We start from the raw sequence: 24,983 nt of genomic DNA on the forward strand, positions 1-24,983 counted from the left end.
CGCCCGGGCAACGGGAAGGGAGCGCTGGTCGGTCGTGAACCTCATGGCACTCGCCTCCTTCCGTCCGGTCGTCGGGCGTGGTGTCACACGGTGAGCGGGCGCGTACGCACACGTCCATCGCTTTCTCGCGGGCGGGCCCGGAACCGTGCGGGGGCGTAGCTTGGGCTTGTGAGGACGGTGGGCGGGCACTGGTCGCGCCAGTACCGGGACGAGCGCAGCTGGCTGCGGGGCGCTCCGCCGCCGCTGTGGGTGCGGGTGCTGCCCGTGGCCCTGCTCGTGGCCGTCGTCGTGATCACTGTCAGCAGTCACAACTACCTCGACCTGGGGTTCCTGCTGGGCGCGATCCCGCCGCTGGCCGTCCTGTCGTACGGCCCGCTGGCCACCGCGCTGCTCGGGGCCCTGGTCATCGTGGTGCTGCACATACCGGCCACCCATCTGAACCGGCCGGGCGACGCCGATCTGCTCACCATCAGCTTCGTGGCCGTACTGAGTGTGTTCGTGTCCTATGTGCGAAGTCACCGGGACGCCCAGCTGGTCACGGAGCGGACGGTCGCCGAGGTGGTGCAGCGTGCCGTCGCGCCGCCGCTGCCGGAGCGGGTCGGGAGGATCAGGTGCACGGGGCTGTACCGGGCCGCCCAGCACGGGACGCTGGTCGGCGGGGACTTCTTCGACGTGCGTGACGGGCCGTACGGTGTCCGGGCGGTGATGGGCGATGTGCAGGGGCACGGGCTGTCGGCCGTGGCGACGGTGGTGTCACTGCTCGGAGCCTTCCGGGAGGCGGTGCTCGACCAGCCCGATCTGGAGTCGGTGGCGGCCCGTATGGACCGCAGACTGACGGTGGACTCGGCGGGGGTGCGGCATGCCGAGCTGTTCGCCACCGCCATGCTGCTGGAGTTCTCCGGCGACGCCCGCTCGGTACGGATCGTGGCCTGCGGTCATCCGCCTCCGCTGCTGCTGCACGACGGGCGGGTCCGCGAGGTCGGCGTCGAGTCGGGCACTCCCCTGGGGCTCGGTCTCGTCGGTGTCGATCCGCCGAAGGAGGTCACGGTGGCGCTCGCGCCGGGCGACCGGCTGTTCCTGGCCTCCGACGGGGTGTGGGAGGCACGGGACGACTCCGGCGACTTCTATCCGCTGCCCGAGCGGCTCGCGGAGCTGGCCGGCGACCGCTCGACCGCGCTGACGAAGCTGGTCTGGTCGGATCTCGTACGGCACTGCGGCACCGTCCGGGACGACACGACGATGCTCGTCCTCGCCCCCGACCTGCGCTGACCGGGTCAGCCCACGTCCCACAGGAAGCGGTGGGTGTGGATGGCGAAGTACGGGAAGGACTGGACCTGCCGTACGCCCTCGATCTGCCGGACCACGTCGTTGACGAAGTCCAGCAGGTCCTTCGGGCCGGGGGTGACCACCTCGGCGAACAGGTCGAAGCCGCCCGAGGTGAGCACCGAGTAGACGACCTCGGGGCGGTCGGCCAGGGCGTCGGCGACGGCGCGCGGGTCGCCGTCCACGCCGATGCCGAGCAGCGCCATGGCCTGCCCGCCCATGGCCATCGGGTCGGTGACGCCGACAACCTGGACGGCCTTGGCGTCCAGCAGCCGCTGCAGCCGCTGCCGGGCCGCCGAGGCCGACAGGCCGACCTTCGGACCGAGGTCGGCGTACGCGATGCGCCCGTCGGTCTGCAGTTCACGCAGGATGGCCCGGTCGATCTCGTCCACGTGCTTCCTCTCCGCCCCTGGCCTGCTCGGGTCAACCCTAGTGGCGTGGCTCAGCCGTTCAGTTCGGCGAGGGCGGCGGCGAAGACCTCGGTGTGCGTGTCCACGTCCTGCTCGGTGGTGTCGGGGCACATCAGCGCCATGTTGTGGAACGGGGTCAGCAGGATGCCCCGGTTGGCCAGGTAGAGGTGGAGGAAGTCCTCCAGCTCCGGGTCCGCGGCGGCCTCGGACTCGGTTCCGGTGCGCGGCGCCGGGTCGGCGAACCGGTACTCGGTGCGGGCGCCGAGGCGGCTGACCGACCAGGGCAGTGCGTGGACGGCGATGCCCGCGCGGACGCCGGCCTCGAAGCGTTCGGAGAGCTTGGCCATGTGGTCGAACGCCTGGTCGGTGAGGACGTGTTCCAGGGTGGCTCGCATCGCGGCGACGGAGAGCGCGTTGCCCGCCAGGGTGCCGCCGACCCCGCCCATGTCCACCAGGTCCAGGTCGTCGCGGGCGAGCAGCCGCTCGGCCAGGTCGGCCGAGAGGCCGTAGGCGCCGGCCGGGATACCGCCGCCGATGGCCTTGCCGATGGTCAGCAGGTCGGGTTCCAGGTCCCAGGCGGCGGTGCAGCCGCCCGGCCCGGCGGAGAAGGTGTGCGTCTCGTCGTTGATGAGGAGGGTGCCGTACTGCCGGGTGAGAGCGCGTACGCCGGCCAGATAGCCGGGTTCGGGCAGCACGATGCCGATGTTGGTGAGCGCGGGTTCCATGAGGACGGCGGCGACATCTCCATGGGCGAGCTCGCGCTCCAGCTGCGCGAGGTCGTTGAACTCGGCGACCCTGCTGGTCAGGGTGACGTCGCAGGGGGCGCCGACGTTGCCGGGGCGGGCGGTGCCGCGGCCGTCCGGGCCCACGACGATCAGCGACTCGTCGACGCTGCCGTGATAGCTGTAGCTGTTCACGAGGATCTTGGACCGGCCGGTGACGGCCCGGGCGAGCCGGATCGCCCAGCGGTTGGCGTCGGTCGCGGTCAGCGAGAAGCTCCAGCGCGCGAGCCCGAAGCGGCGGGTCAGCTCCGCGCCGACCCACTCGGCGTCCTCCGTGGGGAGCATCGCGGTGGCCCCGCCCTGCTCGGCGAACCGGCGGTGCACCGCCTCGGCCACCACGGCGGGCGAGTGACCGGCCATGGCACCCGTGTCACCGAGGCAGAAGTCGATGTACTCGTGCCCGTCGATGTCGCTGACCCGGGCTCCCCGGGCGGTTGCCAGATAGCGCGGAAAGGCGCCGGCGGTCTTGTTCATCCAGGTCATCGGCACCCGGCCGAAGAGGTGATCGGCCCGCGCGTAGGCCGTCTTCGAGCGCGGGTTGCGGCGCTCGGCCTCGGCGCTCTCGCGGGCCAGGAGGTGGTGGAGACGGGTGCGGTCCATGGAATTCCCCAGTGGCGACGGCAGTGACGACGGAACATTCGGAGCGTACGACCGAAGCAGCTGGGTCATCAAGATTTGACGCTCGATTCGATTGTCCGAGCGCTGGAATCGAGCGCTCACATCGTCACTGGAAGTAACGATTACTCTCCCGACATCCCGAATCCGTGCTCAATCTTCGAACGTCAGCCATGAAACGCCAGGGCGCGCCACCCCTTCCGCCAAGTGCATCTATCTACCAGCATGCCTATCCGGTGTTGGCGTGAAGTCGCACGAACTACCCGGTGACAGACGCCGCGCCCACGCCCGTGTCAGGCGAGCGGAGATCACCCGGAGCGGTGCATGATGAACCCGATGTGGATGCAGGGCGTGGAATGGCTGGCCGCGGCGGCGGCGAACCCCCGGGCATGCAAATGGGAATGGGACCACGGTGAGGGCATCGCGCTGCTGGAGGCCGGCCGCTTCTGGGACGTGCTGAGCGTTCCCGACCGGCTCGGTCTGCTCACCCTGGACCTGCTGTGGCGACCCTCGCTGCCCGTGCCCGGGCCGACTCTGGTGGACACCACGGCGCACCGGGTCGGCTTCTTCCTGCCGCCCGACCCGGCGGGACAGTGGGTCGGCGCCGGGCTGCGCTACGCGACCAAGGGCTCCTGGGTCGCCGTACCGCCGCCGTACCGGTCGGCCCGCTCACTGGAGTGGCTGATCCCGCCCGACGGAACCGGCGCGCTGCACGGTCCCGGCACCCTGGAAATGGCCCTGCGCCAGGCCAACGGCACCCTTGCGGTCCTCGGGCCACAAACCGATGGATAGCGCCTCACAGACGCTCCACCCCGGGCCGGATGCGCACCGGAAGTCCGGCGAGGAAGGTCCACTTCAGATCCGGGTCGGCCGGCACGGACCGGCCCTCGGCGCGCCACTCCGCGACGAGTTGCGCGTAGATCGGCTCACGGGTCCGCAGTGCGGCGGTCGGCCGTGCGGGGCGGGGCGCGGCAGGCTCCGGGTTCTGTGAGTGTCGGAAGGCGACGGAGGTTCGGTCCGTGCCGGAGCAACGCGCTCTGTGCGCCGGTGGTACGCGCGCACCCGGGCGCTCACCGGGTGGGGTGAGTGCGCCGCCCGATCGGGGCACCCGCCGGTACGACAAGCATCCGGAACGACGGGTGCCCCGGTCCGGTCAGCAGATCCTCGGCAGTTGCTCCCCCAGGGGCATGTCGACGACCCGGGTGCCCCCGAGTCCGGTGCGGGCCACCACCATCCCGGGGTGCTCGCGCACCGCCTCGCCGATGATCCTCGCCTCCTTGCCCAGCGGATGTGCGCGCATCGCGTCCAGGACGGCGTCGGCATGCTCGCGCGGCACGAAGGCCACGAGCTTGCCCTCGTTGGCGACGTAGAAGGGGTCGAGGCCCAGCACCGCACAGGCGTTGGCCACCTCCGGCGGGACCGGGACGTCCCGCTCGGTGAGGACCACGCCCGTCCCCGAGGCGGCCGCGATCTCGTTGAGTGAGGCCGCGAGTCCGCCGCGGGTGGGGTCGCGCAGCACATGCAGATCCGGGGTGACGGCGAGCATGGTCTCGACGAGACCGCCGAGCGCGGCGCAGTCGCTCTCGATCTCCACCCCGAACTCCAGACCTTCGCGCACGCTCATGATGGCCACGCCGTGCACCCCGATCGCACCGCTGACGATCACGACGTCGCCGGGGACGACCCGCTGCGGCCGCAGGTCGACGCCCGCCGGGACAAGGCCGATGCCGGCGGTGTTGAGGTAGATCCCGTCGCCGTGGCCGGCCTCCACCACCTTGGTGTCTCCGGTCGCCACCTCGACGCCCGCGGTCCGCGCGGCCGCGCCGAGCGCCTCGGCGACCCGTGAGACGGTCTCCAGCTCCACGCCCTCCTCCAGGATGAATCCGCAGGAGAGATAGGCGGCCCGGGCCCCGCTCATCGCGAGATCGTTGACCGTGCCGTTGACGGCGAGGTCGCCGATGCTGCCGCCGGGGAAGAACAGGGGCCGTACGACGAAGGAGTCGGTGGAGAAGGCCAGCCGCACACCGCCGAGGGAGAGCGCGGCCGCGTCGCCCAGCTGAGCGAGGACCTCGCCCCCGAAGGCGGGCGCGAACACGTGCTGGACCAGTTCGGCGGAGAGCGTGCCGCCACCGCCGTGGCCCATGACGATCCGGGGCTGGTCGCGCAGCGGGGCCGGGCAGGTCCATCCGGTCAGGTCCAGGGTGTCGGAGCTGCTGTCAGGCAACGGGGCTCGCCTCCCGGGCCGCGGTGGTGATGTCCAGACGGCGGTAGAGGTAGTACGCGGCACAGGCACCCTCGCTGGAGACCATGGTGGCTCCGAGCGGGGTGCGGGGGGTGCAGCGGGTGCCGAACGCCTCGCACTCGTTCGGCTTGAGCAGTCCCTGCAGGACCTCACCACTGCGGCACTCGGCCGGCTCGCAGGTGCGGATGCCGTCGACGGCGAAGCGCGACTCGGCGTCGTACTCCCGGTACTTGGCGGACAGCCGCCACCCGCTGTCGGGGATCACGCCGATGCCCCGCCAGGCGCGGTCGGTGACCTCGAAGACGTCCTCCAGCATGGCCCGCGCGGCCGGGTTCCCCTCGGCGCGGACGGCACGGGGGTAGGCGTTGTCGACGGTGTGCTCACCGCGCTCGAGCTGCGCCACGGTCCGGCGCACGCCCTCCAGGATGTCGAGCGGTTCGAAGCCGGTCACGACGATCGGGACGCGGTGGCGCTCCGCCAGCTCCGGATACTCGTCCATACCCATCACGGTGCACACATGCCCGGCGGCCAGGAAGCCCTGCACCCGGCAGCTCGGGGAGCGCATGATCGCCTCGATGGCGGGAGGCACGCGCACGTGCGAGACCAGCAGGCTGAAGTTGCGGATGCCCAACTTGCGGGCCTGGTGGACCGTCATGGCGTTGGGCGGTGCGGTCGTCTCGAAGCCGATGCCGAAGAACACCACCTGGCGGTCCGGGTTCTGCTGGGCGATCCGCAGGGCGTCGAGCGGAGAGTAGACGACCCGTACGTCGCCGCCCTCGCCGCGCACCTGGAACAGGTCCCGTCCGGTGCCGGGCACCCGGAGCATGTCGCCGAAGGAGCAGAAGATCACCCCCGGCCGGGAGGCGATCTCCAGGGCCTTGTCGATGACCTCGAGCGGGGTCACGCACACGGGACAGCCCGGACCGTGGATCAACTCGACCTGTTCGGGGAGGAGTTGGTCGATGCCATGACGGATGATGGAGTGCGTCTGCCCGCCGCAGACCTCCATCAGCGCCCAGGGCCTGGTCACGGTGGCATGGATCTCGTCGAGGAGCCGCCGTGCCAGCGCCGGGTCCTGGAACTCGTCGATGTACTTCACTTGCGCGCCTCCTCGGCGACGTGCGTCGCTCCCGCGCCTGCGGCAGCTTCCCAGGGATCGCCGAACTCCTCCTGGAGCATGCCGAGTTCGGCAAAGAGTTCGAGCGTCTGCCGGGCCGACTCCTCGTCGAGCCGCTGCAGCGCGAACCCGACGTGCACGATGGCGTACTCGCCGACCTGCAGGTCGGGCAGGTACTCCAGGCACACCTCCTTGACCACACCGCCGAAGTCGACGGTGGCCAACCGGGTGCCGTCGCGCTCCTCGATGTCCAGGACTCTGCCGGGTACCGCCAGGCACATGGGCCTCTCCTCGCTGTGGGGGGTTCGTCAGTCGGGGACCGGGGTGCGCGCGGCCACCATCAACTGGCCGAGGGCCAGACCGCCGTCGCCCGGCGGGACCAGGTGGTGGCGCAGCACCGTGAAGCCGTCCGCGTCCAGTGCCCTCGTACAGGCCGAGGAGAGCGGGGAGTTGAGGAACACTCCGCCGGTCAGGGCGACCGTGTCCACTCCGTACCGCTCCCGGGCCCGTAGGCAGACGCGGTGGACGAGATCGGCGACGGCCCGGTGGAAGCGGGCCGCCACGCTCGCCGGATCGACACCCGCGCGCAGATCGGCCACGACCGCCGAGAGGACGGGCGCCGGGTCGGCCCGCACCGGTTCGCCGTCCAGCAGGGCGAAGGCGTAGGCGGCGGCGTCCTCGCGGGACGCCTGAAGGGCCGCGGCCTCCAGCTCGACGGCCGCCCGGGCCTCGTACCCGGCCAGTTGGCACACCCCCGCGAGCGACGACACGGCGTCGAAGAGCCGGCCCATGCTGGAGGTGGGAACGCAGTTCAGGTTCCGCTCCAACTGCCGTGCCAGAACGGATAGTTCGCCAGGAGGGCAGTGCGCCACGCAGGCCAGGTCGGCGGACCAGTCGATCCCGGCGGCGCGAAGGTGCGCGAGGGCCATGCGGTAGGGCCGGTGGACCGCGGCGTCTCCGCCGGGCAGCGGTACGTAGGCCAGGTGTCCGAAGCGGGTGAAGCCGTCGTAGTCCGCGAGCAGGAACTCCCCGCCCCACACCGCCCCGTCGTCGCCGTAGCCGGTGCCGTCGAAGGCGACACCCAGCACCGGCCGGCTGCCGTCCAGTCCGTGTTCGGCCATCGCGGAGGCCACATGGGCGTGGTGGTGCTGGACGCGGACGACGGGCCGGCCGTCGGCGTTCCTGGACGCCCACCGGGCGGAGCGGTAGCCGGGGTGCCGGTCGGCGACCAGCAGGGCGGGCCGTACCGGGGTGATCGACTGCAACTGCCCCACGGCGCGTTCGAAGGCCCGCTGGGTGGCCAGGTCGTCCATGTCACCGATGTGCGCCGACAGCCAGGCCCGGCGTCCCTCGCCGAGACAGAGGGTGTTCTTCAGGTCGCCGCCGACCGCGAGGGCCGGCCGCACGGGGACGGGGAGGTCGAGGGGCAGGGGCGCGTAGCCGCGGGCGCGGCGCACGACCAGGGGCTTGCCGTCGCACACGCGCACCACGGAGTCGTCGCACGGCACATGGATCGGCCGGTCGTGGGTGAGCCAGGCGTCGGCGAGCGGGGCCAATCGCTCCAGCGCCTCCGCGTCGTCGGTGACGATCGGCTCGCCGGAGACATTGCCGCTGGTCATGACGAGCAGCCGGGTGCCCTCGGGGTCGCCGGGCAGGCCGAACAGGAGGTGGTGCAGCGGGGTGTACGGCAGCATGATGCCGAGGTCGGGGCTGCCGGGGGCGACGGACTTGGCCGGCCGGGGCCCCGCGGGATCGGTATGTGCGCGGCGGCGCAGCAGGACGATCGGGCGGCAGGCGCCGGTGAGCAGAGCGCGCTCCTCGGAGTCGAGGCGCACGAGGTGCGCGATGTCGTCGAGGCTCCGGGCCATGACGGCGAACGGCTTGTCGCCCCTGGACTTCCGGTCGCGCAGCAGGGCGACCGCGCCGGGGTCGGTGGCGTCGCAGGCGAGGTGGTAGCCGCCGAGTCCCTTGACCGCGACGATCGCGCCGCGCGCCAGCAGAGCGCGGGCCTCGGCGACCGGGTCGGCCGCGGTGGCCGGGTCGGCCGCGGTGACCGGGACCGGCCGGCCTCCGGGTTCGGGTGCGCGCACCAGCAGTCGCAGCCGGGGCCCGCACGCCGGGCAGGCGACCGGCTGGGCGTGGAAGCGCCGGTCGGCGGGATCGGCGTACTCGCGGGCGCAGTCGGGGCACATCGGGAAGCCGGCCATCGTGGTCTGTGCCCGGTCATAGGGCAGGCCGGTGACGATCGTGAACCGCGGGCCGCAGTGGGTGCAGTTGACGAAGGGGTGCCGGTGGCGCCGGTCGGCGGGGTCGGCCAGTTCGCGCAGGCACTCCGCGCAGGTCGCCGTGTCCGGGGGAATCAGTGTGCCGGCGGGTCCTGCCGTGCGCGAGACGAGAATGGTGAACCCGCTCTCGCCGAGGGCGGGCACGTCCTGGTGATCGACCAGGTCCACGCGGGCCAGGGGCGGTGCGTCCGGTGCGATCCGTGCGCAGAACCGGGCGACCGCCTCGGGCGCGCCCTCGACCTCCGCCACAACGCCCTCGGGGGTGTTGGTCACGTGCCCGGACAGGTCCAGTGCGGTGGCGAGGGTGAAGACGTACGGCCGGAAGCCGACCCCCTGCACCACACCGCGCACGGTGACCCGGCGGCGCAGGCGGGTGAGGCCTTCGGCTTCGAGGGGTGGAGGCAGGACGCTCACGATCGGGACGGGACCGTGGCGTGGTCGTGGTGATGCTGGTGAAGGGGCTGACGGGCCATCACGGGACTGTGCGGCGGGGCGCCCTCCGCGGCCGCCAGGGCCCGGTCGAGCAGGGCGCCGAGTCCCTGGTCCGCGCGCACCGAGGTCAGCAGCACCTCGACACCGGGATTGACCCGCTCGACGTTCGCGCGGAAGGCTGCCTCGTCGAAACCGACCGCCTCGGCGATGTCGGTCTTGGTGACCACCACCAGATGGGCCAGGCCGAAGGCGGTGGGGTACTTCAGCGGCTTGTCCTCGCCCTCCGTCACGGAGGCCAGCACGACGCGGAGCGTCTCCCCGAGGTCGTAGGAGGCGGGGCAGACGAGGTTGCCCACGTTCTCCACGAACAGCAGCCGGGTCGGCTCGGGCAGCCATCCGTCCAGGTGCCGGGCGAGCATCCCCGCCTCCAGATGGCACAGTCCGTCGGTGAGGACCTGCCTGACCGGGACGCCCGAACGCGCCAGCCGTGCCGCGTCGTTCTCGGTGGCGAGGTCGGCGGTGAGCGCCGCGACCGGCACGGACCGCTCGCGCGCCAGCGTCAACTCGTGTTCCAGCAGCGCGGTCTTGCCGCTGCCGGGGCTGGAGAGCAGATTGACGACCGTGGTGCCGCGGGCCGTCAGTTCGGTGCGCAGGGCGTGTGCGGCCTCGTCGTTCTGGGCGAGGACCGCCTGTTGCAGATCGAGCACACGGCACATGGTTCAGCGCTCCTGGACGATCGGTTCACGGGTGGCCGAGGGCGCGCCGCCGTCGTCCCACCGCACACGGGTGACGCGCAGTTCTCGGCCCGACAGCAGTTCGGTGGTCCCGCCGGCGCACCGTGGGCAGGTCAGCGAGGGCGGCATGCCGACGGCCCATTCGTGCGCGCAGGGTGCGCAGCGTGCCCGCCCCGGGACGGTGTCGGTGACCAGTTCGGCGCCCTCAAGCACGGTGCCGGCACAGGCCAGTTCGAAGCAGAAGGACAGGGAGTCGGCCACGACACCGGCGAGTTCACCCACCTCCAGGTGCACCGAACGCACGGCGGTGACGTCCCCGGCCCGCTCGGCCGCTTCTTCCACCTGTCCGATCACCGCCAGCGCGATGGACATCTCGTGCATCGGTCTCCGTCCTGGCGCGTGGTGTGCGCGCCGGTCACCGGCCCCCATTACAGGCGCGGCAGCACGGGCGGGCGGCTCGGCACGCCGTCGCCGCCCGGGCACGTACGCCGTTCGCCGCAACGTGTCGCCGGGCGGACGGGACCGTGTCTCACATGCGGCTGATCTTCAGGTAGCGCCTGATGTCGGGCAGCGACTGCACGACCAGGGCCGCGATGGCGGCGGACAGCACTCCGAGCGCGATGTTCTTCTTCATCCTGTCTCTCCTAGGTTGACGGCTTCGGCGGCCCGGGGCGGCGCCCCGGACTCCGGGGGCGCGGCCAGCAGCTCTTCGATCAGCCGGACGGCGTGCGGTACGGCGTCGGACACCGCCCCGCTGAGGCCGATCCCCTCCTGCACACAGGCCGGTTCGCAGCCCACGACCAGGGTGCGGCGCGGGGGCCGGCCGCCGGTGCCGGCGCACAGAGTGCCGAGCAGGGCGAGCACGGCGTCGGGGGTCATCCGGTGGCCGTCGAGCGGGGTGTGCTCCGTGCCGTCCGCGCCGATGTCGTCGTGCTCGATCACATACAGGGTGCCGGGGGCGCCACCGCGGGCCGTGGCGTCCACCAGGATCAGGGTGTCGTAGCCGTCGAGGAGCTGGTAGGCGAGGTGCACGCCCCGCACTCCGATGTCCACGGCCTCGACGTGGCCGGGCAGTTCACGTCCCGCGAGGGCGCGCACGGTCTCCACGCCGAAGCCGTCGTCGCCGAGGAAGATGTTCCCGATGCCCGCCACGAGCACACGGCCGTCATGGCCCCGCTCCGGGGAAGGGCTCATGCGTCGTCCTCCAGGGGGGCCAGTTCGTCGGGCTGGAAGTACAGATAGCGGCCCTGTTCGCGGCGCAGGTCGGCGCCGGGGTCGCCGTCCACCGTCACCGCGAGGTGCACTGCGCCGTCCACGTCGTGCAGCACGGCCTCGACCGTCGCGGTGCGCCCGCGCAGGAACAGGTCCTGGGCGTCGGTGCGGCGCAGGCCGGGGTTCAGGACGACCCGGCTGCCGGCGCCCACCTGCCGCCCGCCGACCGTGACCCGGTCGCGGGCGGGGTCGAAGCCGGCGTCGGCCGCCGGGTCCCACCAGGGCTTGTCCGGCTGTGGTACGCCGTGCTCGTCGGGGAAGCCCGCGGCGGGCGCGGGTCGTGTCACCTCGCGCAGGCCGCGCACGGTGCCGTGCAGGCGCTCCAGTACCTCCGGGGGCAGCGAGTCTGCCAGGTCGATCACGGCGGCGGCCCGCTCGTCGGTGCCCCGTGCCTCGCGCTTCTCCTCGTCGGTGAGGGCGGCGGTGCGCAGGGCGAGGATCTCGTCGATCTCGGTGGCGTCGTACAGGGCGCCGGGGCTTTCGGGCGCGATGGCCGGGTGGTCCTCCAGGATGATCGGTGAGGACAGGACGACATCGGCGCGGCCGGGTTCGCCCGCGAGCACCGGCCAGGTGTGCAGATTGCGGCAGGAGGCGATCGCGGCCTTCGCCCACTCGGGGGGATCGGTCATCGACAGGAACGACCCCTCGCTCAGCGCCATCAGGAGGTGGGCGGCCACGAGGGAGCGCGGGAGTGCCGCGTCCCGGTCGGCCGCGTGTCCGGACGGCGGGAGCCAGGTGCTGGTGTTCTCGGCGACGGCGGTGAGCCGCACGACCCGGTAGGGCCCGTCGAGTTCGCGCGCCGACAGGCGCAGGAGTCCGCCGAGTTCCTCGTGGCGGTGGATCGTCCGGCCGACGGTGCGGCCGTTCTCGTCGAGGACTGGCTCGCTGTCCTCGCCCGCGGGGCGGTCGAAGGGGATGGTGACGTCTCCGGCGAGGAGGTCCGCGACCGGCACGACGGCCTCGACGCGTTCCTCGACGCCCTCGTCCCAGGGGACCAGGACCCGGTCGGCGAGCCGGAGTTCGGGGACCGTCTCGAACCCGCCGTCCGCAAGCGCCCGTTGGACGGTTCGTCGGCGGGCGCGCAGGAAGCGCAGTTCGACGGCGAGGGTGGCGCCCGACCGGGGTTCCATCAGGCACTCGGTGTGCTGGAAGGCGTGCTCCTCGCACTCGGCGCCCCAGCCGGGCGGCACCAGCACACCGAACTGCCAGCGCAGCCGGTTCTTCGCGGAGGAGGCACGGTACGGGTAGAGCACATAGCCCTCGAAGAGCACGGCGTCGGCCACCTGCCGGGCGAGGGCGAGCCGCGCCTCGGTCTCGGGCGCGAACGTGGTCACGCTCACGAAGCGGTCCTTCCGGTGATGACGGCGCCGGTGCCGGACGCGCTCCGTGTCTCGTCCAGCAGGGCCCGTACGGTCGCCTCCCAGGAGGGCAGTGCCCTGCGTGAGCGGAAGGCGAGCAGGGCGACCATGGTGTCGCGGGGCAGCCGGATCCAGCCGCAGCCGGGGAAGTGCTGTTCGACCATCTCGCGCCAGGTCGCGACGGGCATCCGGAACGTCGCCTCCCGGTCCCAGGGCACGGGCTCGACACGGAAGCCGCCCTTGCCGGTGAAGGCCGTGCCGGAGAAGAGCATCAGCAGCGGCACCTCGCCGCCGCTCAGGGCGTCGAGGTAACGGGTCGCGGCGATGTCCATGTCGTAGGTGCAGGGCACGACCAGGTCCGCCTCGGTCTCCCGGGTGAAGCCCGTGACCATGAGCGGGACCTGTGCGAACTGCACCGGCTGGAGGGTGCTGCCCCAGCGGGAGCGCTCGCCGAAGAGGTCGGTGAGCGCCTCGGCCTCGGCGCCGTCGTAGCCGCGCCGGGCGGGCTCGATGCGGAGCTGGCAGTTCAGCAGGAGGGCGTGCACCGGTTCGTCGTCGGGCTTGGTGATGCGCAGCCGGAACACCAGGGTGGGTCCGGCCGCGTAGCGGTCCGCGCGTACGCCGGTACAGGCGAAGGAGAGTGCGGTCACGGCCGGTCCTCCTCGCCGACGGGCCTGGCGAGGGCCGCGACCCGTGCGAAGAACGCGTCCAGGGCGGCGCGGGCCTCGGCTCCGCCGTCGAAGCCCTGCCACAACAGGCGCATCCGGCCGACCAGTTCGTAGCAGAGGTCGATCGGTACGAGATGGCACTCGATACCGGCCTCGGTGCGGCGCAGCAGGAGCGCCTCGACGTCCGGTTCGAGCAGCCGGGCGAGCCCGGTGGCGGCGAGGACTCCCGTCCAGGCCTCCGGTTCGAGCTCGCTCTCGGTGGCGCCGGCCGGGCTCGGGTAGAGGGCCACCAGCCGGTCGAGTGCGGTGTTGCGGAAGAAGAACGCGACACCGACCGGGATGCGCAGCGTGTCCCAGGCGTTGTCGTCGAGGCGGTGGTCCGGGTCGGTGAGGCAGCGGGCCGGGACCGGCCGGAAGCGGCCCGCGCCGGCGCCCGGCCGCTCCATCAGCAGGAAGCAGGACGGGCAGGCGCACACCAGCGCCCGCTGCTCGGTGTCCACGAGGTGGCGGTGCTCCCCCTCGGCCACGACGAGCGAGCACAGTCCGCACCGCTCGGGTTGCGGCGGGCGTTCGGTGAGGAATCTGCGCAGGCCGGACGCCGGGGCCGACGTAGCGGTCATCCGCGGGCCCCGGGGCGGGTGCCGATCTGGAGCAGCGCGGGCTCGCCGGGGGTGTCGGCGGTGCGCACCTCGACGGCCGTGACCTCCGGTACGAAGCAGGTGAGGGCGTCCTCGGCCGCCTGCCGCACCGCCGACGCGGTGGCGGCACAGCCGCAGCCCGCCCCGGCCGCCGCCTTCAGCCGGAGCCTGCCCGTGGGTTCGTCGAAGTCCTCGACCTCCAGGCCCTGGTCGGGAACGGTGGCCAGGGCACGGGCGATGCGGGCCTCCCGGTCCTCGGGGTGGAGGTCGTGGAGCACCAGCAGGCCGGCCACCAGTTCGTCGCCGAGCAGGGCCTCGGCGGGGGCTCCCGCGGACAGCAGGTCCACGATCCGGGCGAGCCCGGCGCCGTAGAACTCCATGAGGGACCGCACCAGTTCCTCCGCCGCGGCGACCGCCGCGGTGTCGCCGGTGGCGGCCAGGCGGTCGAGGACGTCCTCGATCCGCCGCCCGGCCTCTTCCGCGCTCATCGGGCGCGCGGCGGCGGCCGCCGTGGGCGCGCTCATCCGCCCAGTCCGCTCAGGCCGGTGGGCACGTGCATCTTCTGCACGGTCCTGCCGCCGCCGACGTACATGTGGACACCGCAGGGCAGACAGGGGTCGAAGCTGCGCACGGCGCGCATGATGTCGATGCCCTTGAAGTTCTCCGGGGAGTTCTCCTCAAAGATCGGGGTGTTCTGCACGGCGTCCTCGTACGGGCCGGGCGTGCCGTAGGAGTCCCGGACGCTGGCGTTCCACGGGGTGGGCGGGTAGGGGTGGTAGTTGGCGATCTTGCCGTCGCGGATCACCATGTGGTGGGAGAGGACGCCGCGGACCGCCTCGGTGAAGCCGACGCCGATGCTCTCGTCGGGGACCTCGAACTTCTCCCAGGTCTGGGTGCGTCCGGCGCGGACCTCGTCCAGGGCCTGTTCGGCGAAGTGCAGGGCGAGGGCGGCGGTGTAGGCCTGGAAGTAGCTGCGCGCGCGGTTGCGTTCGAGCGCGTTGCTCCACTGCGGGATCTTCCACTCGAAGGTGGTCTCGGGCTTGGTCATGGTGCGCGGCAGGTTGATGATCACGCTGTGGCCGGTGGCCTTGACGCCGCCGGTGTCGACGAGTCCGGCCAGGGCGGTGGTCCACAGACGGGCGATGGGGCCGCCGCCGGTGTCCAGGGCGAGGTGGTCCTTGCCGTCGAACCAGCGGGGGGACATGACCCAGCTGTACTTGTCGTCGAAGTCCCGCTTCTGCGGGGCCGGGATGGTGTGCTGGTTCCAGGGGTGGCGCGGGTCGACCGGGTTGCCGAGCGGGTCGTGGGTGACGAAGAGGTCCTTGCCCTCCCAGTCCTCGTAGTACGAGCTGCCCAGCAGGATGCGGATGCCCAGGTTGATCTGCGTGAGGTCGGTGGTGACCAGCTTGCCGTCGACGACGATGCCGGGGGTGACGAACATCCGCCGGCCCCAGTCCGTCATGTTGGCGTAGGTGAAGTCGCAGTACTCGGGGTCGTTGAGCGCTCCCCAGCAGCCGAGCAGGACGCGGCGGCGGCCGACCTCCTCGTAGCCGGGCATCGCCTCGTAGAAGAAGTCGAAGAGGTCGTCGTGGAGGGGGACGACCCGCTTCATGAACTCCACGTACCGCATCAGCCGGCTGAGGTAGTCCGTGAAGAGCTGGACGGAGGCGTTGGTGCCGACGCCGCCGGGGTACAGCGTGGAGGGGTGGACGTGGCGGCCTTCCATCAGGCAGAACATCTCGCGGGTGTAGCGGCTGACCTGCAGCGCCTCGCGGTAGAACTCGCCTTCGAGGGGGTTGAGGGACCGCATGATGTCGGCGATGGTGCGGTAGCCGTGCTCCGCGGCGTGCGGGGCCTCGGTGCGCTCGGCGAGTTCGAGGACGCCTGGGTTGGTCTCCTTGACCATCTTCTCGCAGTAGTCGACCCCGACCAGGTTCTCCTGGAAGATGTTGTGGTCGAACATGTACTCGGCGGCCTCGCCGAGGTTGATGACCCACTCGCCCAGGTGCGGGGGCTTCACGCCGTAGGCCATGTTCTGCGTGTACACCGAGCAGGTGGCGTGGTTGTCGCCGCAGATCCCGCAGATGCGGCTGGTGATGAAGTGCGCGTCGCGCGGGTCCTTGCCGCGCATGAAGACGCTGTAGCCGCGGAAGACCGACGAGGTGCTGTAGCACTCGGCGACCCGCTTCTGCTTGAAGTCGATCTTCGTATGGATGCCCAGGCTGCCCACGATCCGGGTGATCGGGTCCCAGGACATCTCCATCAGGCCGCTGCCGTCGCCGGCCGCCTTGGTCTTCGGGGTCATGGTCTGTGTGGTGTCCTTCGTGTGCCGGGGGTCGGAAGGTGGGCGGAGGTGGGGTCAGGCGTGCCGCGGGTTCACCACGGACGCCGGTATCCGGTGGTGAGCTTGCGGCCCTTGTGGCGCCACTTCGGCTCTTTGTCGACGGTGTGGAGGGTGACGGAGCGCAGCCTGCGGATCACGGCTCCGTAGGCGCCGCTCGCGGCGGTGGAGAGGGTCGCGCCGGGGGGCTGGTCCATGAAGGGCATGAACTTGTCGGGGAAGCCGGGCATGGTGCAGGCGATGCAGATGCCGCCGACGTTCGGGCAGCCGCCGATGCCGTTCATCCAGCCCCGTTTGGGCACGTTGCACTTGACGACCGGGCCCCAGCAGCCGAGCTTGACCAGGCACTTGGGCGAGTCGTACGTCGAGGCGAAGTCGCCCTGTTCGTAGTAGCCGGCGCGGTCGCAGCCCTCGTGCACGGTGGCGCCGAACAGCCAGGACGGGCGGAGCTTGTCGTCCAGCGGGATCATCGGGGCGGAGCCGGCCGCCTGGTACAGCAGATAGGTGAGCGTCTCGGCGAAGTTGTCGGGCTGGATCGGACAGCCCGGGACGCACACGATGGGGATGCCGGCCTTGGACTTCCAGTCCCAGCCGAGGTAGTCGGGCACGCCCATGGCACCGGTCGGGTTGCCCTCCATGGCGTGGATGCCGCCGTACGTGGCGCAGGTGCCGATGGCGACGACGGCCAGGGCCTTGGGCGCGAGGCGGTCGATCCACTCGCTGGTGGTGATGGGCTGGCCGGTGGCCGGGTCGTCGCCGAAGCCGCACCAGTAGCCCTCGGGCTTGATGGCCTCGTTCGGTACGGACCCCTCGACGACCAGCACGAAGGGGTCGATCTCGCCGCGCTCGCCCTTGAAGAACCACTCGATGAACGTGTCGGCACCGCCGACCGGCCCGCATTCGAAGTCGATCAGGGGCCAGTGGACTTCGATCTTCGGCAGTCCGGGCAGCACGCCGAGCGCGATCTGCTCGATGCTCGGCTGCATCGCGGCCGTCAGCGCGACCGAGTCACCGTCGCAGCTCAGTCCGGCGTTGATCCAGAGGATGTGGATCGTGGGCGTCTCGTCGGCGGGCGCGCCCGCGGTGTGCGTCGTGCCGGCCGTGTCGGGCGTCGCCGGTGTCATGGGACCGCCTCCTCGGGGAGGTAAGGGACTGAGGCATGCTTTTCGGCTAAGGGATTCCTTGCACTTCTTGCTACCAGTGGTCCGGTGGCGATGAGACGCGGACGAGGTCCGTTCCAGTGACGCCGCCGACGTCCGTTCCGGTGACACCGGCCCCGGACGGGTCCGGTCCCGCGGCTCCCCTGGCGCCCGGGCCCGCGGTGAGGTGCGGTGGTGTGCCTGCGGGCCGCTCCTTGTGGACGAACGCGCGGCGCAGCGCGTGGTACGGGGCGTCCGGGTCGTCGAAGGTCCGGCGCATCAGGGCCAGCTCCCGCTCCCGGAACGTGGCGAGTGGTTCGGTGCTCTCCTGGCGGTCCAGCGACTCCTTCTTGGCGGCGATGCGGGACGGTGTGCCCGGCAGCGCGGCCAGCCGGGCGGCCAGCGCGCCCACCTCGGCGGCGAAGTCCCCGGGCCCGCAGTCGACCACCCGGTCGACGAGGCCCAGGCTCGCGGCGCTCGCGGCGCTCATCGGCAGGGCCTCGCTCATGAGCCGGCCGGCCGTGGCGGGGCCGACCCTGCGGGGCAGCGTGTACGTCCAGTACTCGGAGCCGTACAGGCCCATCAGCCGGTAGTGCGGGTTCAGTACCGACCCGGCCCGGCACCACACCTCGTCGGCCGCCAGGGCGAGCATCACGCCGCCTGCTGCGGCGTTTCCCCCGACGGCGCAGACGACGAGCCGGTCGGTGGTCGTCAGGACCGCCTCGACCAGGTCGTCGATGGCGTTGATGTTCGCCCAGGACTCCGCGGCGGGGTCGGCGGCGGCCTCGATGACGCCCAGGTGGATGCCGTTGGAGAAGAAGTCCCGCTGCCCGCCCAGCACCAGCACGGTCGTCGGGCGTGCGCACGCCTCGCGGTACGCGGCGAGCAGGCGCCGGCACCGAGTGGTGCTCATGGCACCGCCGGGGAACGAGAACGACAGGAAACCGACGTTCCCCTCCTCCCGGTAGCGGATGTCGGCCCAGTTCTTCCCGGCCAGGGCCGGTGACGAGGACAGCTCCGGCAGGGGCGGCAGTCGGTCGCCGAGGGCCGTCACCGCCGGCTGCTTGAACGTGGGCGGCTGCCCCCGAAGGCGCCGGCGCCGCAGCTCCGGGATCCACACGGCGCCGTCCTTCGTGGCCCGGCAGACCGCCCCCGCCTGGGTGGCCAGCAGTGCTCCCGGGGCGCCGTGGAGTCCGGCCTCGGGGTGGCCGCCGTGCAGATACCACTCGTCGCCGAGCAGGACGTCGAGCACTCCGGGCTGCGAATCCGCGGCGCGGAGTTTGCGGACGACGGTCTCGGTGGAGTCCGCCGCCCAGTCGATCCGGCGCACGCTCTGGTCGAGGTACGGGCGGGTGTGCCCGGCGTCCTGGCGCAGCGGGGTGTGACCCCCGTCGGCGAAGCGGTCCACGGCGAGCAGCACGGCCGACAGTGCGGCGTCGGCGATCTCGCCCCGGTACAGGTCGCTCTTGGACACCGGCGGGAGCGGGCAGCGCACGGACGCCCACACGGCGCCGGCGTCCATTTCCTCCTCTGCCTGAAGAACCGTCACTCCCCAGTGCTCGACGCCCTCCTGGACGGCCCAGTCGAGCGAGGACGGCCCCCGGTCCCCGACCGGCCCCGGGTGGACGACGAAGCAGGGCCGGGCGGACCACACCTCCCGGGGGATCGCCGTCTTCAGCATCGGGGCCAGGACCAGTTGGGGGGCGTGCCGCTCGACGGCCCGCGCGAGCGAACGGCCCGGCGGGGCGAGCTCCACCGCGACGGTGTGGCCGCGGTCGCGCAGCTCGGCGTGGACGCGCTGGGTGAGGCTGTTGAAGGCGCTGGCCACGAGCAGGATGTGCACGGCGTACTCCCGGCGGACGACGCACCGGGCAGTCGTGCCCGGCCGACTGCGATGCTGCGTCACGGGCAGTCCTCGCACCGGCAGACAAGCGGCGGGGTCACCCGAAAGCGGCGCTCACGCCGCCACCCGGCCGTGTGGACATGGCAATTCAGACAGTCCACACAGAAGCGAACAGATTCAGGGCCGATTCAAAAAGAGTTCTCGCCCAACCGTGCGAGTTCGGTCGATGACAGTGTGTACTGTGCTGCGAGCGCCTTCAGTGAGCGCCACGGACTCCCCCTGCCCGACTTCCCGCACAACTCCCTGCCCTGTTTCCTGCCCGACCTCCTTGGAACCCTTTCGATGATGGAAATACCGGACCTGGTCGCCGGCGGTCTCGCCGCCGGCACGCTGTCCGCGCTCGCGCTCGGCGGCGGTCTGCTCCGGTCCCGGCGCCAACGAGCCTTGCTCCGGGCCGAGTTGACCGAGATACGGGCCCGTCTGGACAGCGCCCAGCAGGCGTTCACCGCCGAGGTCGAGCACCTTGCCGCGCGGCGCGTCCCGGCCGCCGCCCAGCAACTGGCGCATCCCCACGTCGTCGTACCGGGCCCGGCCCTGCAGCAGACCGCCCATACGCCCGCGGGGATCGCGCTGGAGCACACGCTCACCGCGGTACGGGCCGAGCTGACGGCGCAGCGCACCCGGATCGACGCGGCCGCCCAGGCGGGCCTGCGCGGTGCCACCCGGGAGATCCAGGCGGCCCTGTACCGGCTGCAGGATGCCCTGCGCGGCCTCCAACAGCGCTACGACGACCCCGAGTTGACCCAGACGCTGTTCGCGCTGGACCACGAGAACGAGCAGTCGCTGCGCCGGGCGCAGGTCGCCGCGGTGGTGTGCGGGGCCTGGGTGGGGCTTGCCCGTGAGGAGTCCCATCTGGTGGACGCGGTGACGGGCGCTCAGGCCCGGCTCGCCGGCTACCACCGGGTCCGCGTCCACAACCATCTGGAGCCGGGCACCGCCCTGGTGTCGCACGCGGTCGAGCCGGTCGCCATCATCGTCGCCGAGCTCCTGGACAACGCGCTGCGGCACTCCGCGCCGGAGACCGACGTCGTGGTCAACCTGGAACACGTCCACCACGGGGTGTGCGTCACCGTCGACGACGCGGGCCTGGGCATGACGCAGGACGAACGGGCCCGCGCCCAGCGGATGGTGGCCGGCAACGACCCCATCCTGCTCACCGACCTCGGTGACCCGCCCCGCATGGGCCTGGCCGCGATCGGCCAGTTGACCCGGCAGTTCGACCTGGGCGTCGACGTCTCCTCCCCCTCGCCGTACGGCGGTGTGCGCGCGGTGCTGCGCGTGGAGAGCCATCTGCTCAGCCGTGTCGACCCGGTCGAGCAGCCGCCGGCGGCCAGCGCCCCGCGCTCGACGCGCAAGAGCACCGCCGCCGAGACCGCCGCCTCGCCGGCGCCGGCGGAGGCCGTACGGGACGCGGCGGCCGCCGCACCGAGCCGCGACGCCGCCCACGGGTACGGCACCGATCACCAGGACCCCGGCCCCGCGCCGGGGCACCAGGGGCCGCGGGACGCGGGCGGTCTTCCGCAGCGGCGGCGCCGTACCCGGGCCGCGGCCCCCGCCGCACCCGCGCCGCGCACTCCGGCCCGCCGCCCGCAGGACGCCGCCGCCGCGCTCGCCGCGCTGCAGCACGGCACCGCGGCGGCGCGCGGCCCCGCGGACGCGGGCCGCACCGAGTCCGAACCGGCGCCGGCACAACGGGCCGACGACACCGAACAGACCGAACACGAAGGGGGAGCGGCTCGATGACCAGCCGCGATGCAGGCGACACGGCATGGGTGCTCGAACCGATCCTGCAGGTGCCGCACGTCGTCGCCGCCGTCCTGCTCACCCGGGACGGACTCGTGACGGGATACACCGACGCGCTGTCGCAGCCCTCGGCCGAGCGGGTGGCCGCCATCACCAGCACCGTGCAGGGTGCCTGCCGTACCGCCGCGGCCGCGTTCGCCGACCGGGACCGGGCCGAGATACGACAGGTCGTCATCGAGTCCGACCACGGGTACGTGCTGATCGTGCCCACGGACCACGGCACGTGTGTCGCCGCGTACGGCGACCCCGAGGTGCGTCTCGACCTGCTGGCGCACCGGGTTCACTCGCAGGTGGCGCGGCTGGGCGAGAAGGCGATGGCGGCCGCGCCCAGAGCCGCCGCAGGCGGCGCGCCGGCATGACCGGCCGCCGTGGCGGCCGTCCTCTGGTTCCCGCGTATCTGTCGACCGGCGGTGTGGCCCGGCCGAGCCGTCCGTACCTGGAGCGGCTTTCGGTGCTCACCGCCGGCGCGGAGCCGGTGCCCGCGGGGCTGCCCGCCGCCCAACTCGCCCTCCTGGACCTGCTGGACGGCGGGTCGCTGACGGTGATGGAGGCGGCGGCCCTGCTGGAGCTGCCCGTCTCCGCCGTACGCGTACTGGCCGCCGAACTCGTCGACCGGAACCTGGTCCTGGCCCGCGCGCCGATCCCGCCCGCCGAACGGTTCGACCCCGACCTGCTGAAGAGAGTGGCCGATGGCCTCCGCGCCCTCAAGCACCAGTGACCGCCGCGGCACTGGTGGCATGCATCTGCCCGACACCGCCCGCCACCTGGTGAAGATCCTGGTCACGGGCCCCTTCGGGGTGGGCAAGACAACCCTGATCGACTCGGTGTCGGAGATCCGGGCCCTGCACACCGAGGAACACCTCACCGAGGCGTCCGCCCAGGTGGACGACCTCGACGGGGTGCGGGACAAGGCGACGACGACCGTCGCCATCGACTTCGGCCGGATCAGCCTGCCGGGCGGGGTGGTGCTGTATCTGTTCGGCACACCCGGCCAGGAGCGGTTCCGGCCCCTGTGGGAGGACATCGCGTACGGGGCGCTCGGTGCCCTCGTGCTGGTCGACAGCCGCCGGATCGACGCCTCCTTCGACGTGCTCGGCCTCGTGGAGGAGAGCGGGCTGCCGTACGCGGTCGCCTTCAACGCCTTCCCCGACGCCCCGAGCCACTACACCGGCGAGCAGCTGCGCGCGGCCCTGGACCTGGAGCCGGGCACACCCATGGTGACGTGCGACGCACGCGATGCGCACTCCTCCGTCGACGCGCTGCTCGCCCTGGTCCAGCACCTGATCGACGACCACGAAGCGGAGAACCGGTGACCACCGAGCCGACCGACCGGCGGTCCTCCACCGTTGCCGCGCCCGTGCGGCTGTGGGAGGACGGCTTCGCGAAGGACCCGCACCACTACTACGCGGCCCTGCGCGCCCAGGGCCCGGTGGGCTGGGCGGAGCTCGCGCCGGGTGTACCGGCGTACGTCGTCACGGAGCGCGAGGCGGCGCTGGAGGTGCTGCGCGACACCGACGCCTTCTCGCACGATCCGCGCGCGTGGGAGGCCACGGTCCCCGACGACTCGCCGGTGCTCGCCATGATGCGCTGGCGGCCCAACGCCCTGTTCTCCGACGACGGCGCGCATGTCCGCTACCGCACCACACTGATCGACGTCTTCGACCTGGTGGAGCCGCACGATCTGCGGGCCCGGGTGCACCGGGCGGTGCGGCTGCTGGTGAACCGCTTCGGACCCCGCGGCGAGGCGGACCTGGTGGGCGAATTCACCCGGCCGCTGATGGCGCTGACCTTCAACAACCTGTTCGGGCTGCCGGACAGCCAGGGCGACCGGCTGAACGAGGGCCTCGGCAAGATGATGGAGGGCGGCGCGCAGGCCGCCGAGGGCGAGGCGGAGTACGCCGAGTACGTACTCAAGCTCATCGCCGCCAAGGTCGAGCGGCGCGGCGACGACCTGCCGAGCCGGCTTCTGGACCATCCGGCCGGGCTGACCCCGGAGGAGGTCACCTGGCAGGTGTTCCTCACCCTCGGCGCCGGCTACGAGCCGACCGCGAACCTGCTGTCCAACGCGCTGTCCCGCATCCTCGGCAACCCGCTCTACTACTCCACCCTCACCAGCGGCGCCCGCCCGGTCGTGGACGCGGTGATCGAGGTGCTGCACCACGAGACGCCACTGGCCAACTACGGCATCTACTACGCCCGCAGACCGGTGTCGTTCCACGGGACGTGGGTCAGGACCGCGGTGCCGGTGGTGGTCTCCTTCGGGGCCGTCGGGCTGTTCGCCGAGCAGCAAGCCACCGCCGTCCGGCACCCGGCGGACGCCTCGCACCTGTCCTGGGGCGCGGGCCCGCACGCCTGCCCGGTCAGACACCACACGCTGCTCATCGTGACCGAGGCGATCGAGCAGCTCACCCAGTGGCTGCCCGACCTCGAACCCGTCGTGCCCCGGGACCGCCTCGACTGGCGGCCCGGCCCCTTCCACCGCTCGCTGACGTCCCTGCCCGTGCGGTTCAGCCCCCGCTCCCCCGACCAGCCAGGAGAGTTGTCTTGACCGTGACCGACCGCATCGACCGCTTCGCCATCGACCCGTTCGGCGCCGACATCCACGCCGAGAGCGCCCGGCTGCGCGCGCTCGGCCCGATCGTGCCCGTCGAACTGCCCGGCGGCATCCCGGCCTGGGCCCCCACCGGCTACGACGTCCTCAAGGAACTGATCCTCGATCCCCAGGTCAGCAAGGATCCCCGGCTCCACTGGCGGCTGTTCCCACAGATCGGCGACAACCCCTCCTGGGCCTGGATCCTGGGCTGGGTCGGCGTGGTCAACATGCTCTCCACCTACGGCCCCGACCACACCCGGCTGCGCAAACTGGTGGCGCCGAGCTTCACGCACCGGCGCACCGAGGCGATGCGGCCACGCGTGGAGGCCATCACCGCGGAGCTGCTGGATGCCCTGGAGGGCGCGGGCGCCGACGGCGAGGCGGTCGATGTGCGCCAGGCGCTCGCGCACCCGCTGCCGATGCGGCTGATCTGCGAACTGTTCGGTGTGCCCGAGGAGATGCGGGAGGACACCGCCGAGCTCATCGCGGCGATCATGGACACCTCGGACCCGAGCCCGGAGCACGCCGCGTGGGTGCAGGAGCGGATCGGCGCGGTGCTGGGCGGGCTGATCGCGTACAAGGTCGAGCACCCGGGCGACGACATGACCACGGAGCTGATCCGGGTCCGGGACGAGGACGGCGACCGGCTCAGCGACGAGGAGCTGCTCTACACGCTGCTGCTGGTGATCGGCGCCGGTTTCGAGACCACGGTCAATCTCATCGGCAACGCGGTCGTCGCCCTGCTGCGCGACCCCGGGCAGCTGGCAGCCGTCCGCTCCGGTGCTGTCTCCTGGGACGCCGTGATCGACGAGACGCTGCGGGTGCACCCCTCCATCGCCTCGCTCCCGCTGCGCTTCGCGGTCGGCGACCTGAAGGTCGCGGACGTCACGATTCCGGCCGGGGACGCGATCATCACGACGTACGCCGCCGCCGGACTGGATCCCGCGCACTACGGGCCCGAGGCCGCTGTCTTCGACGCCTCGCGGGCGGCAGACGACCATCTCTCGTTCGGTATCGGCGTGCACCGCTGCATCGGCGCGCCGCTCGCCCGGGTGGAGGCGCTGACCGCGCTGCCCGCGCTGTTCGACCGGTTCCCGGATCTGCGGCTCGCCGTCACGGACGACGAGTTGCGTCAGGTGCCGTCCTTCATCGCCTTCGGCTGGCGAGAGATTCCGGTCCGGCTGCGGGGCTGAGTGCGAGAAGGGGCGCGACCGGTCCCCCGTTCCGGTCGTGCCCCCGCAGCATGTGAACTTACGTGCAGGTGGAGCCGTTGGGTATCGCGGCGGTGCCCGTTTCGGGGCACGGAGGACTCACCCGTGCACAGGTGC

The 24,983-nt window shown here is 72.2% G+C and carries 25 protein-coding genes; 8 read left to right on the forward strand and 17 right to left on the reverse strand.

From position 1 onward, the window contains the following. Positions 1–168 precede the first annotated feature (168 nt). The gene (locus tag ACFY1J_RS27445; RefSeq protein WP_390709621.1) at positions 169–1,269 is read left to right on the forward strand and encodes a PP2C family protein-serine/threonine phosphatase; all 1,101 of its coding nucleotides are present in this window, start codon (positions 169–171) and stop codon (positions 1,267–1,269) included. Positions 1,270–1,274: 5 nt separating this feature from the next. On the opposite strand, the gene ACFY1J_RS27450 is transcribed toward ACFY1J_RS27445, so the two are convergent. Continuing rightward, entirely contained in the window at positions 1,275–1,715 is a 441-nt protein-coding gene (locus ACFY1J_RS27450; RefSeq protein ID WP_390709622.1) for an Lrp/AsnC family transcriptional regulator, read from the reverse strand. 50 nt (positions 1,716–1,765) lie between these two features. Beyond that, positions 1,766–3,115 (reverse strand): transaminase, encoded by a 1,350-nt coding sequence (locus ACFY1J_RS27455; RefSeq protein WP_390709623.1) that lies wholly within the window; start codon positions 3,113–3,115, stop codon positions 1,766–1,768. Positions 3,116–3,454: 339 nt separating this feature from the next. On the opposite strand from ACFY1J_RS27455, the gene ACFY1J_RS27460 reads away from it, so the two are divergent. Then, a complete protein-coding gene (locus tag ACFY1J_RS27460; protein WP_390709624.1) occupies positions 3,455–3,922 on the forward strand; it encodes a hypothetical protein in 468 nt (155 codons plus the stop codon). Between the two features lie 361 nt (positions 3,923–4,283). Here the strand turns inward: ACFY1J_RS27460 and hypE are convergent, their stop codons facing one another. The 15 genes from hypE to ACFY1J_RS27535 all read right to left on the reverse strand — a co-directional run bounded on the left by hypE (position 4,284) and on the right by ACFY1J_RS27535 (position 19,199). Then, the gene (hypE, locus tag ACFY1J_RS27465; RefSeq protein ID WP_390709626.1) at positions 4,284–5,354 is read right to left on the reverse strand and encodes a hydrogenase expression/formation protein HypE; all 1,071 of its coding nucleotides are present in this window, start codon (positions 5,352–5,354) and stop codon (positions 4,284–4,286) included. After that, positions 5,347–6,471 (reverse strand): hydrogenase formation protein HypD, encoded by a 1,125-nt coding sequence (gene hypD, locus ACFY1J_RS27470; protein ID WP_390709627.1) that lies wholly within the window; start codon positions 6,469–6,471, stop codon positions 5,347–5,349. Before hypD ends, hypE begins: the two co-directional genes overlap by 8 nt. Further along, positions 6,468–6,770, reverse strand: a complete 303-nt coding sequence (locus tag ACFY1J_RS27475; RefSeq protein WP_390709628.1) for a HypC/HybG/HupF family hydrogenase formation chaperone — start codon at positions 6,768–6,770, stop codon at positions 6,468–6,470. Before ACFY1J_RS27475 ends, hypD begins: the two co-directional genes overlap by 4 nt. A gap of 27 nt (positions 6,771–6,797) precedes the next feature. After that, on the reverse strand, positions 6,798–9,188 hold the full coding sequence (gene hypF, locus ACFY1J_RS27480) for a carbamoyltransferase HypF (RefSeq protein ID WP_390732151.1): 2,391 nt from the start codon (positions 9,186–9,188) through the stop codon (positions 6,798–6,800). Then, complete coding sequence (hypB, locus tag ACFY1J_RS27485) at positions 9,185–9,922, reverse strand: hydrogenase nickel incorporation protein HypB (RefSeq protein ID WP_390709630.1); 738 nt, start codon at positions 9,920–9,922, stop codon at positions 9,185–9,187. Before hypB ends, hypF begins: the two co-directional genes overlap by 4 nt. Positions 9,923–9,925: 3 nt before the next feature. Continuing rightward, positions 9,926–10,321, reverse strand: coding sequence for a hydrogenase maturation nickel metallochaperone HypA (locus ACFY1J_RS27490; RefSeq protein WP_390709631.1), 396 nt, complete (start codon positions 10,319–10,321; stop codon positions 9,926–9,928). A 148-nt stretch (positions 10,322–10,469) separates the two neighbouring features. Beyond that, complete coding sequence (locus tag ACFY1J_RS27495) at positions 10,470–10,574, reverse strand: DUF6893 family small protein (protein ID WP_390709632.1); 105 nt, start codon at positions 10,572–10,574, stop codon at positions 10,470–10,472. Beyond that, positions 10,571–11,134, reverse strand: coding sequence for a hydrogenase maturation protease (locus ACFY1J_RS27500; protein WP_390709633.1), 564 nt, complete (start codon positions 11,132–11,134; stop codon positions 10,571–10,573). The genes ACFY1J_RS27495 and ACFY1J_RS27500 overlap by 4 nt, the downstream gene beginning before the upstream one ends. Beyond that, positions 11,131–12,552, reverse strand: coding sequence for a hypothetical protein (locus tag ACFY1J_RS27505; RefSeq protein ID WP_390709634.1), 1,422 nt, complete (start codon positions 12,550–12,552; stop codon positions 11,131–11,133). Before ACFY1J_RS27505 ends, ACFY1J_RS27500 begins: the two co-directional genes overlap by 4 nt. Further along, a complete protein-coding gene (locus tag ACFY1J_RS27510) occupies positions 12,549–13,220 on the reverse strand; it encodes a DUF6084 family protein (protein WP_390709635.1) in 672 nt (223 codons plus the stop codon). The genes ACFY1J_RS27505 and ACFY1J_RS27510 overlap by 4 nt, the downstream gene beginning before the upstream one ends. Further along, positions 13,217–13,858 (reverse strand): DUF5947 family protein, encoded by a 642-nt coding sequence (locus tag ACFY1J_RS27515; protein ID WP_390709636.1) that lies wholly within the window; start codon positions 13,856–13,858, stop codon positions 13,217–13,219. Before ACFY1J_RS27515 ends, ACFY1J_RS27510 begins: the two co-directional genes overlap by 4 nt. Beyond that, on the reverse strand, positions 13,855–14,400 hold the full coding sequence (locus ACFY1J_RS27520) for a hypothetical protein (protein WP_390709637.1): 546 nt from the start codon (positions 14,398–14,400) through the stop codon (positions 13,855–13,857). The genes ACFY1J_RS27515 and ACFY1J_RS27520 overlap by 4 nt, the downstream gene beginning before the upstream one ends. Beyond that, positions 14,397–16,181, reverse strand: coding sequence for a nickel-dependent hydrogenase large subunit (locus tag ACFY1J_RS27525; RefSeq protein WP_390709638.1), 1,785 nt, complete (start codon positions 16,179–16,181; stop codon positions 14,397–14,399). The genes ACFY1J_RS27520 and ACFY1J_RS27525 overlap by 4 nt, the downstream gene beginning before the upstream one ends. A gap of 71 nt (positions 16,182–16,252) precedes the next feature. After that, positions 16,253–17,341, reverse strand: coding sequence for a hydrogenase expression protein HypE (locus tag ACFY1J_RS27530; protein ID WP_390709639.1), 1,089 nt, complete (start codon positions 17,339–17,341; stop codon positions 16,253–16,255). Between the two features lie 70 nt (positions 17,342–17,411). Then, positions 17,412–19,199 (reverse strand): enoyl-CoA hydratase-related protein, encoded by a 1,788-nt coding sequence (locus ACFY1J_RS27535; protein WP_390732172.1) that lies wholly within the window; start codon positions 19,197–19,199, stop codon positions 17,412–17,414. Between the two features lie 342 nt (positions 19,200–19,541). Between ACFY1J_RS27535 and ACFY1J_RS27540 the strand changes: the two genes are divergently transcribed. Genes ACFY1J_RS27540 through ACFY1J_RS27565 form a run of 6 tightly spaced genes read left to right on the forward strand, consistent with a single transcriptional unit; the run spans position 19,542 to position 24,848 of the window. Beyond that, positions 19,542–21,002, forward strand: coding sequence for a sensor histidine kinase (locus tag ACFY1J_RS27540; RefSeq protein WP_390709640.1), 1,461 nt, complete (start codon positions 19,542–19,544; stop codon positions 21,000–21,002). Next, positions 20,999–21,421 (forward strand): roadblock/LC7 domain-containing protein, encoded by a 423-nt coding sequence (locus tag ACFY1J_RS27545; protein ID WP_390709641.1) that lies wholly within the window; start codon positions 20,999–21,001, stop codon positions 21,419–21,421. The genes ACFY1J_RS27540 and ACFY1J_RS27545 overlap by 4 nt, the downstream gene beginning before the upstream one ends. After that, on the forward strand, positions 21,418–21,780 hold the full coding sequence (locus ACFY1J_RS27550) for a DUF742 domain-containing protein (protein ID WP_390709642.1): 363 nt from the start codon (positions 21,418–21,420) through the stop codon (positions 21,778–21,780). The genes ACFY1J_RS27545 and ACFY1J_RS27550 overlap by 4 nt, the downstream gene beginning before the upstream one ends. Continuing rightward, positions 21,752–22,375 (forward strand): ATP/GTP-binding protein, encoded by a 624-nt coding sequence (locus ACFY1J_RS27555; RefSeq protein WP_363295565.1) that lies wholly within the window; start codon positions 21,752–21,754, stop codon positions 22,373–22,375. Before ACFY1J_RS27550 ends, ACFY1J_RS27555 begins: the two co-directional genes overlap by 29 nt. Continuing rightward, on the forward strand, positions 22,372–23,610 hold the full coding sequence (locus ACFY1J_RS27560; protein WP_390709643.1) for a cytochrome P450: 1,239 nt from the start codon (positions 22,372–22,374) through the stop codon (positions 23,608–23,610). Before ACFY1J_RS27555 ends, ACFY1J_RS27560 begins: the two co-directional genes overlap by 4 nt. Further along, positions 23,607–24,848, forward strand: a complete 1,242-nt coding sequence (locus ACFY1J_RS27565) for a cytochrome P450 (protein WP_390709644.1) — start codon at positions 23,607–23,609, stop codon at positions 24,846–24,848. The genes ACFY1J_RS27560 and ACFY1J_RS27565 overlap by 4 nt, the downstream gene beginning before the upstream one ends. The last annotated feature ends 135 nt before the right edge of the window (positions 24,849–24,983 follow it).

The organism is Streptomyces sp. NPDC001406, assembly GCF_042895285.1.
Taxonomy (GTDB): Bacteria; Actinomycetota; Actinomycetes; order Streptomycetales; family Streptomycetaceae; genus Streptomyces.

Excerpts from the sequence above, each read along its gene's own strand:
- hypB (WP_390709630.1), bottom strand. The coding sequence starts at position 9,922 with ATGTGCCGTGTGCTCGATCTGCAACAGGCGGTCCTCGCCCAGAACGAC.
- ACFY1J_RS27490 (WP_390709631.1), bottom strand. The coding sequence starts at position 10,321 with ATGCACGAGATGTCCATCGCGCTGGCGGTGATCGGACAGGTGGAAGAA.
- ACFY1J_RS27495 (WP_390709632.1), bottom strand. The coding sequence starts at position 10,574 with ATGAAGAAGAACATCGCGCTCGGAGTGCTGTCCGCCGCCATCGCGGCC.
- ACFY1J_RS27520 (WP_390709637.1), bottom strand. The coding sequence starts at position 14,400 with ATGAGCGCGCCCACGGCGGCCGCCGCCGCGCGCCCGATGAGCGCGGAA.
- ACFY1J_RS27500 (WP_390709633.1), bottom strand. The coding sequence starts at position 11,134 with ATGAGCCCTTCCCCGGAGCGGGGCCATGACGGCCGTGTGCTCGTGGCG.
- ACFY1J_RS27555 (WP_363295565.1), top strand. The coding sequence starts at position 21,752 with ATGGCCTCCGCGCCCTCAAGCACCAGTGACCGCCGCGGCACTGGTGGC.
- ACFY1J_RS27550 (WP_390709642.1), top strand. The coding sequence starts at position 21,418 with ATGACCGGCCGCCGTGGCGGCCGTCCTCTGGTTCCCGCGTATCTGTCG.
- ACFY1J_RS27475 (WP_390709628.1), bottom strand. The coding sequence starts at position 6,770 with ATGTGCCTGGCGGTACCCGGCAGAGTCCTGGACATCGAGGAGCGCGAC.
- ACFY1J_RS27455 (WP_390709623.1), bottom strand. The coding sequence starts at position 3,115 with ATGGACCGCACCCGTCTCCACCACCTCCTGGCCCGCGAGAGCGCCGAG.
- ACFY1J_RS27530 (WP_390709639.1), bottom strand. The coding sequence starts at position 17,341 with ATGACACCGGCGACGCCCGACACGGCCGGCACGACGCACACCGCGGGC.
- ACFY1J_RS27460 (WP_390709624.1), top strand. The coding sequence starts at position 3,455 with ATGATGAACCCGATGTGGATGCAGGGCGTGGAATGGCTGGCCGCGGCG.
- ACFY1J_RS27545 (WP_390709641.1), top strand. The coding sequence starts at position 20,999 with ATGACCAGCCGCGATGCAGGCGACACGGCATGGGTGCTCGAACCGATC.
- ACFY1J_RS27515 (WP_390709636.1), bottom strand. The coding sequence starts at position 13,858 with ATGACCGCTACGTCGGCCCCGGCGTCCGGCCTGCGCAGATTCCTCACC.
- ACFY1J_RS27540 (WP_390709640.1), top strand. The coding sequence starts at position 19,542 with ATGATGGAAATACCGGACCTGGTCGCCGGCGGTCTCGCCGCCGGCACG.
- ACFY1J_RS27525 (WP_390709638.1), bottom strand. The coding sequence starts at position 16,181 with ATGACCCCGAAGACCAAGGCGGCCGGCGACGGCAGCGGCCTGATGGAG.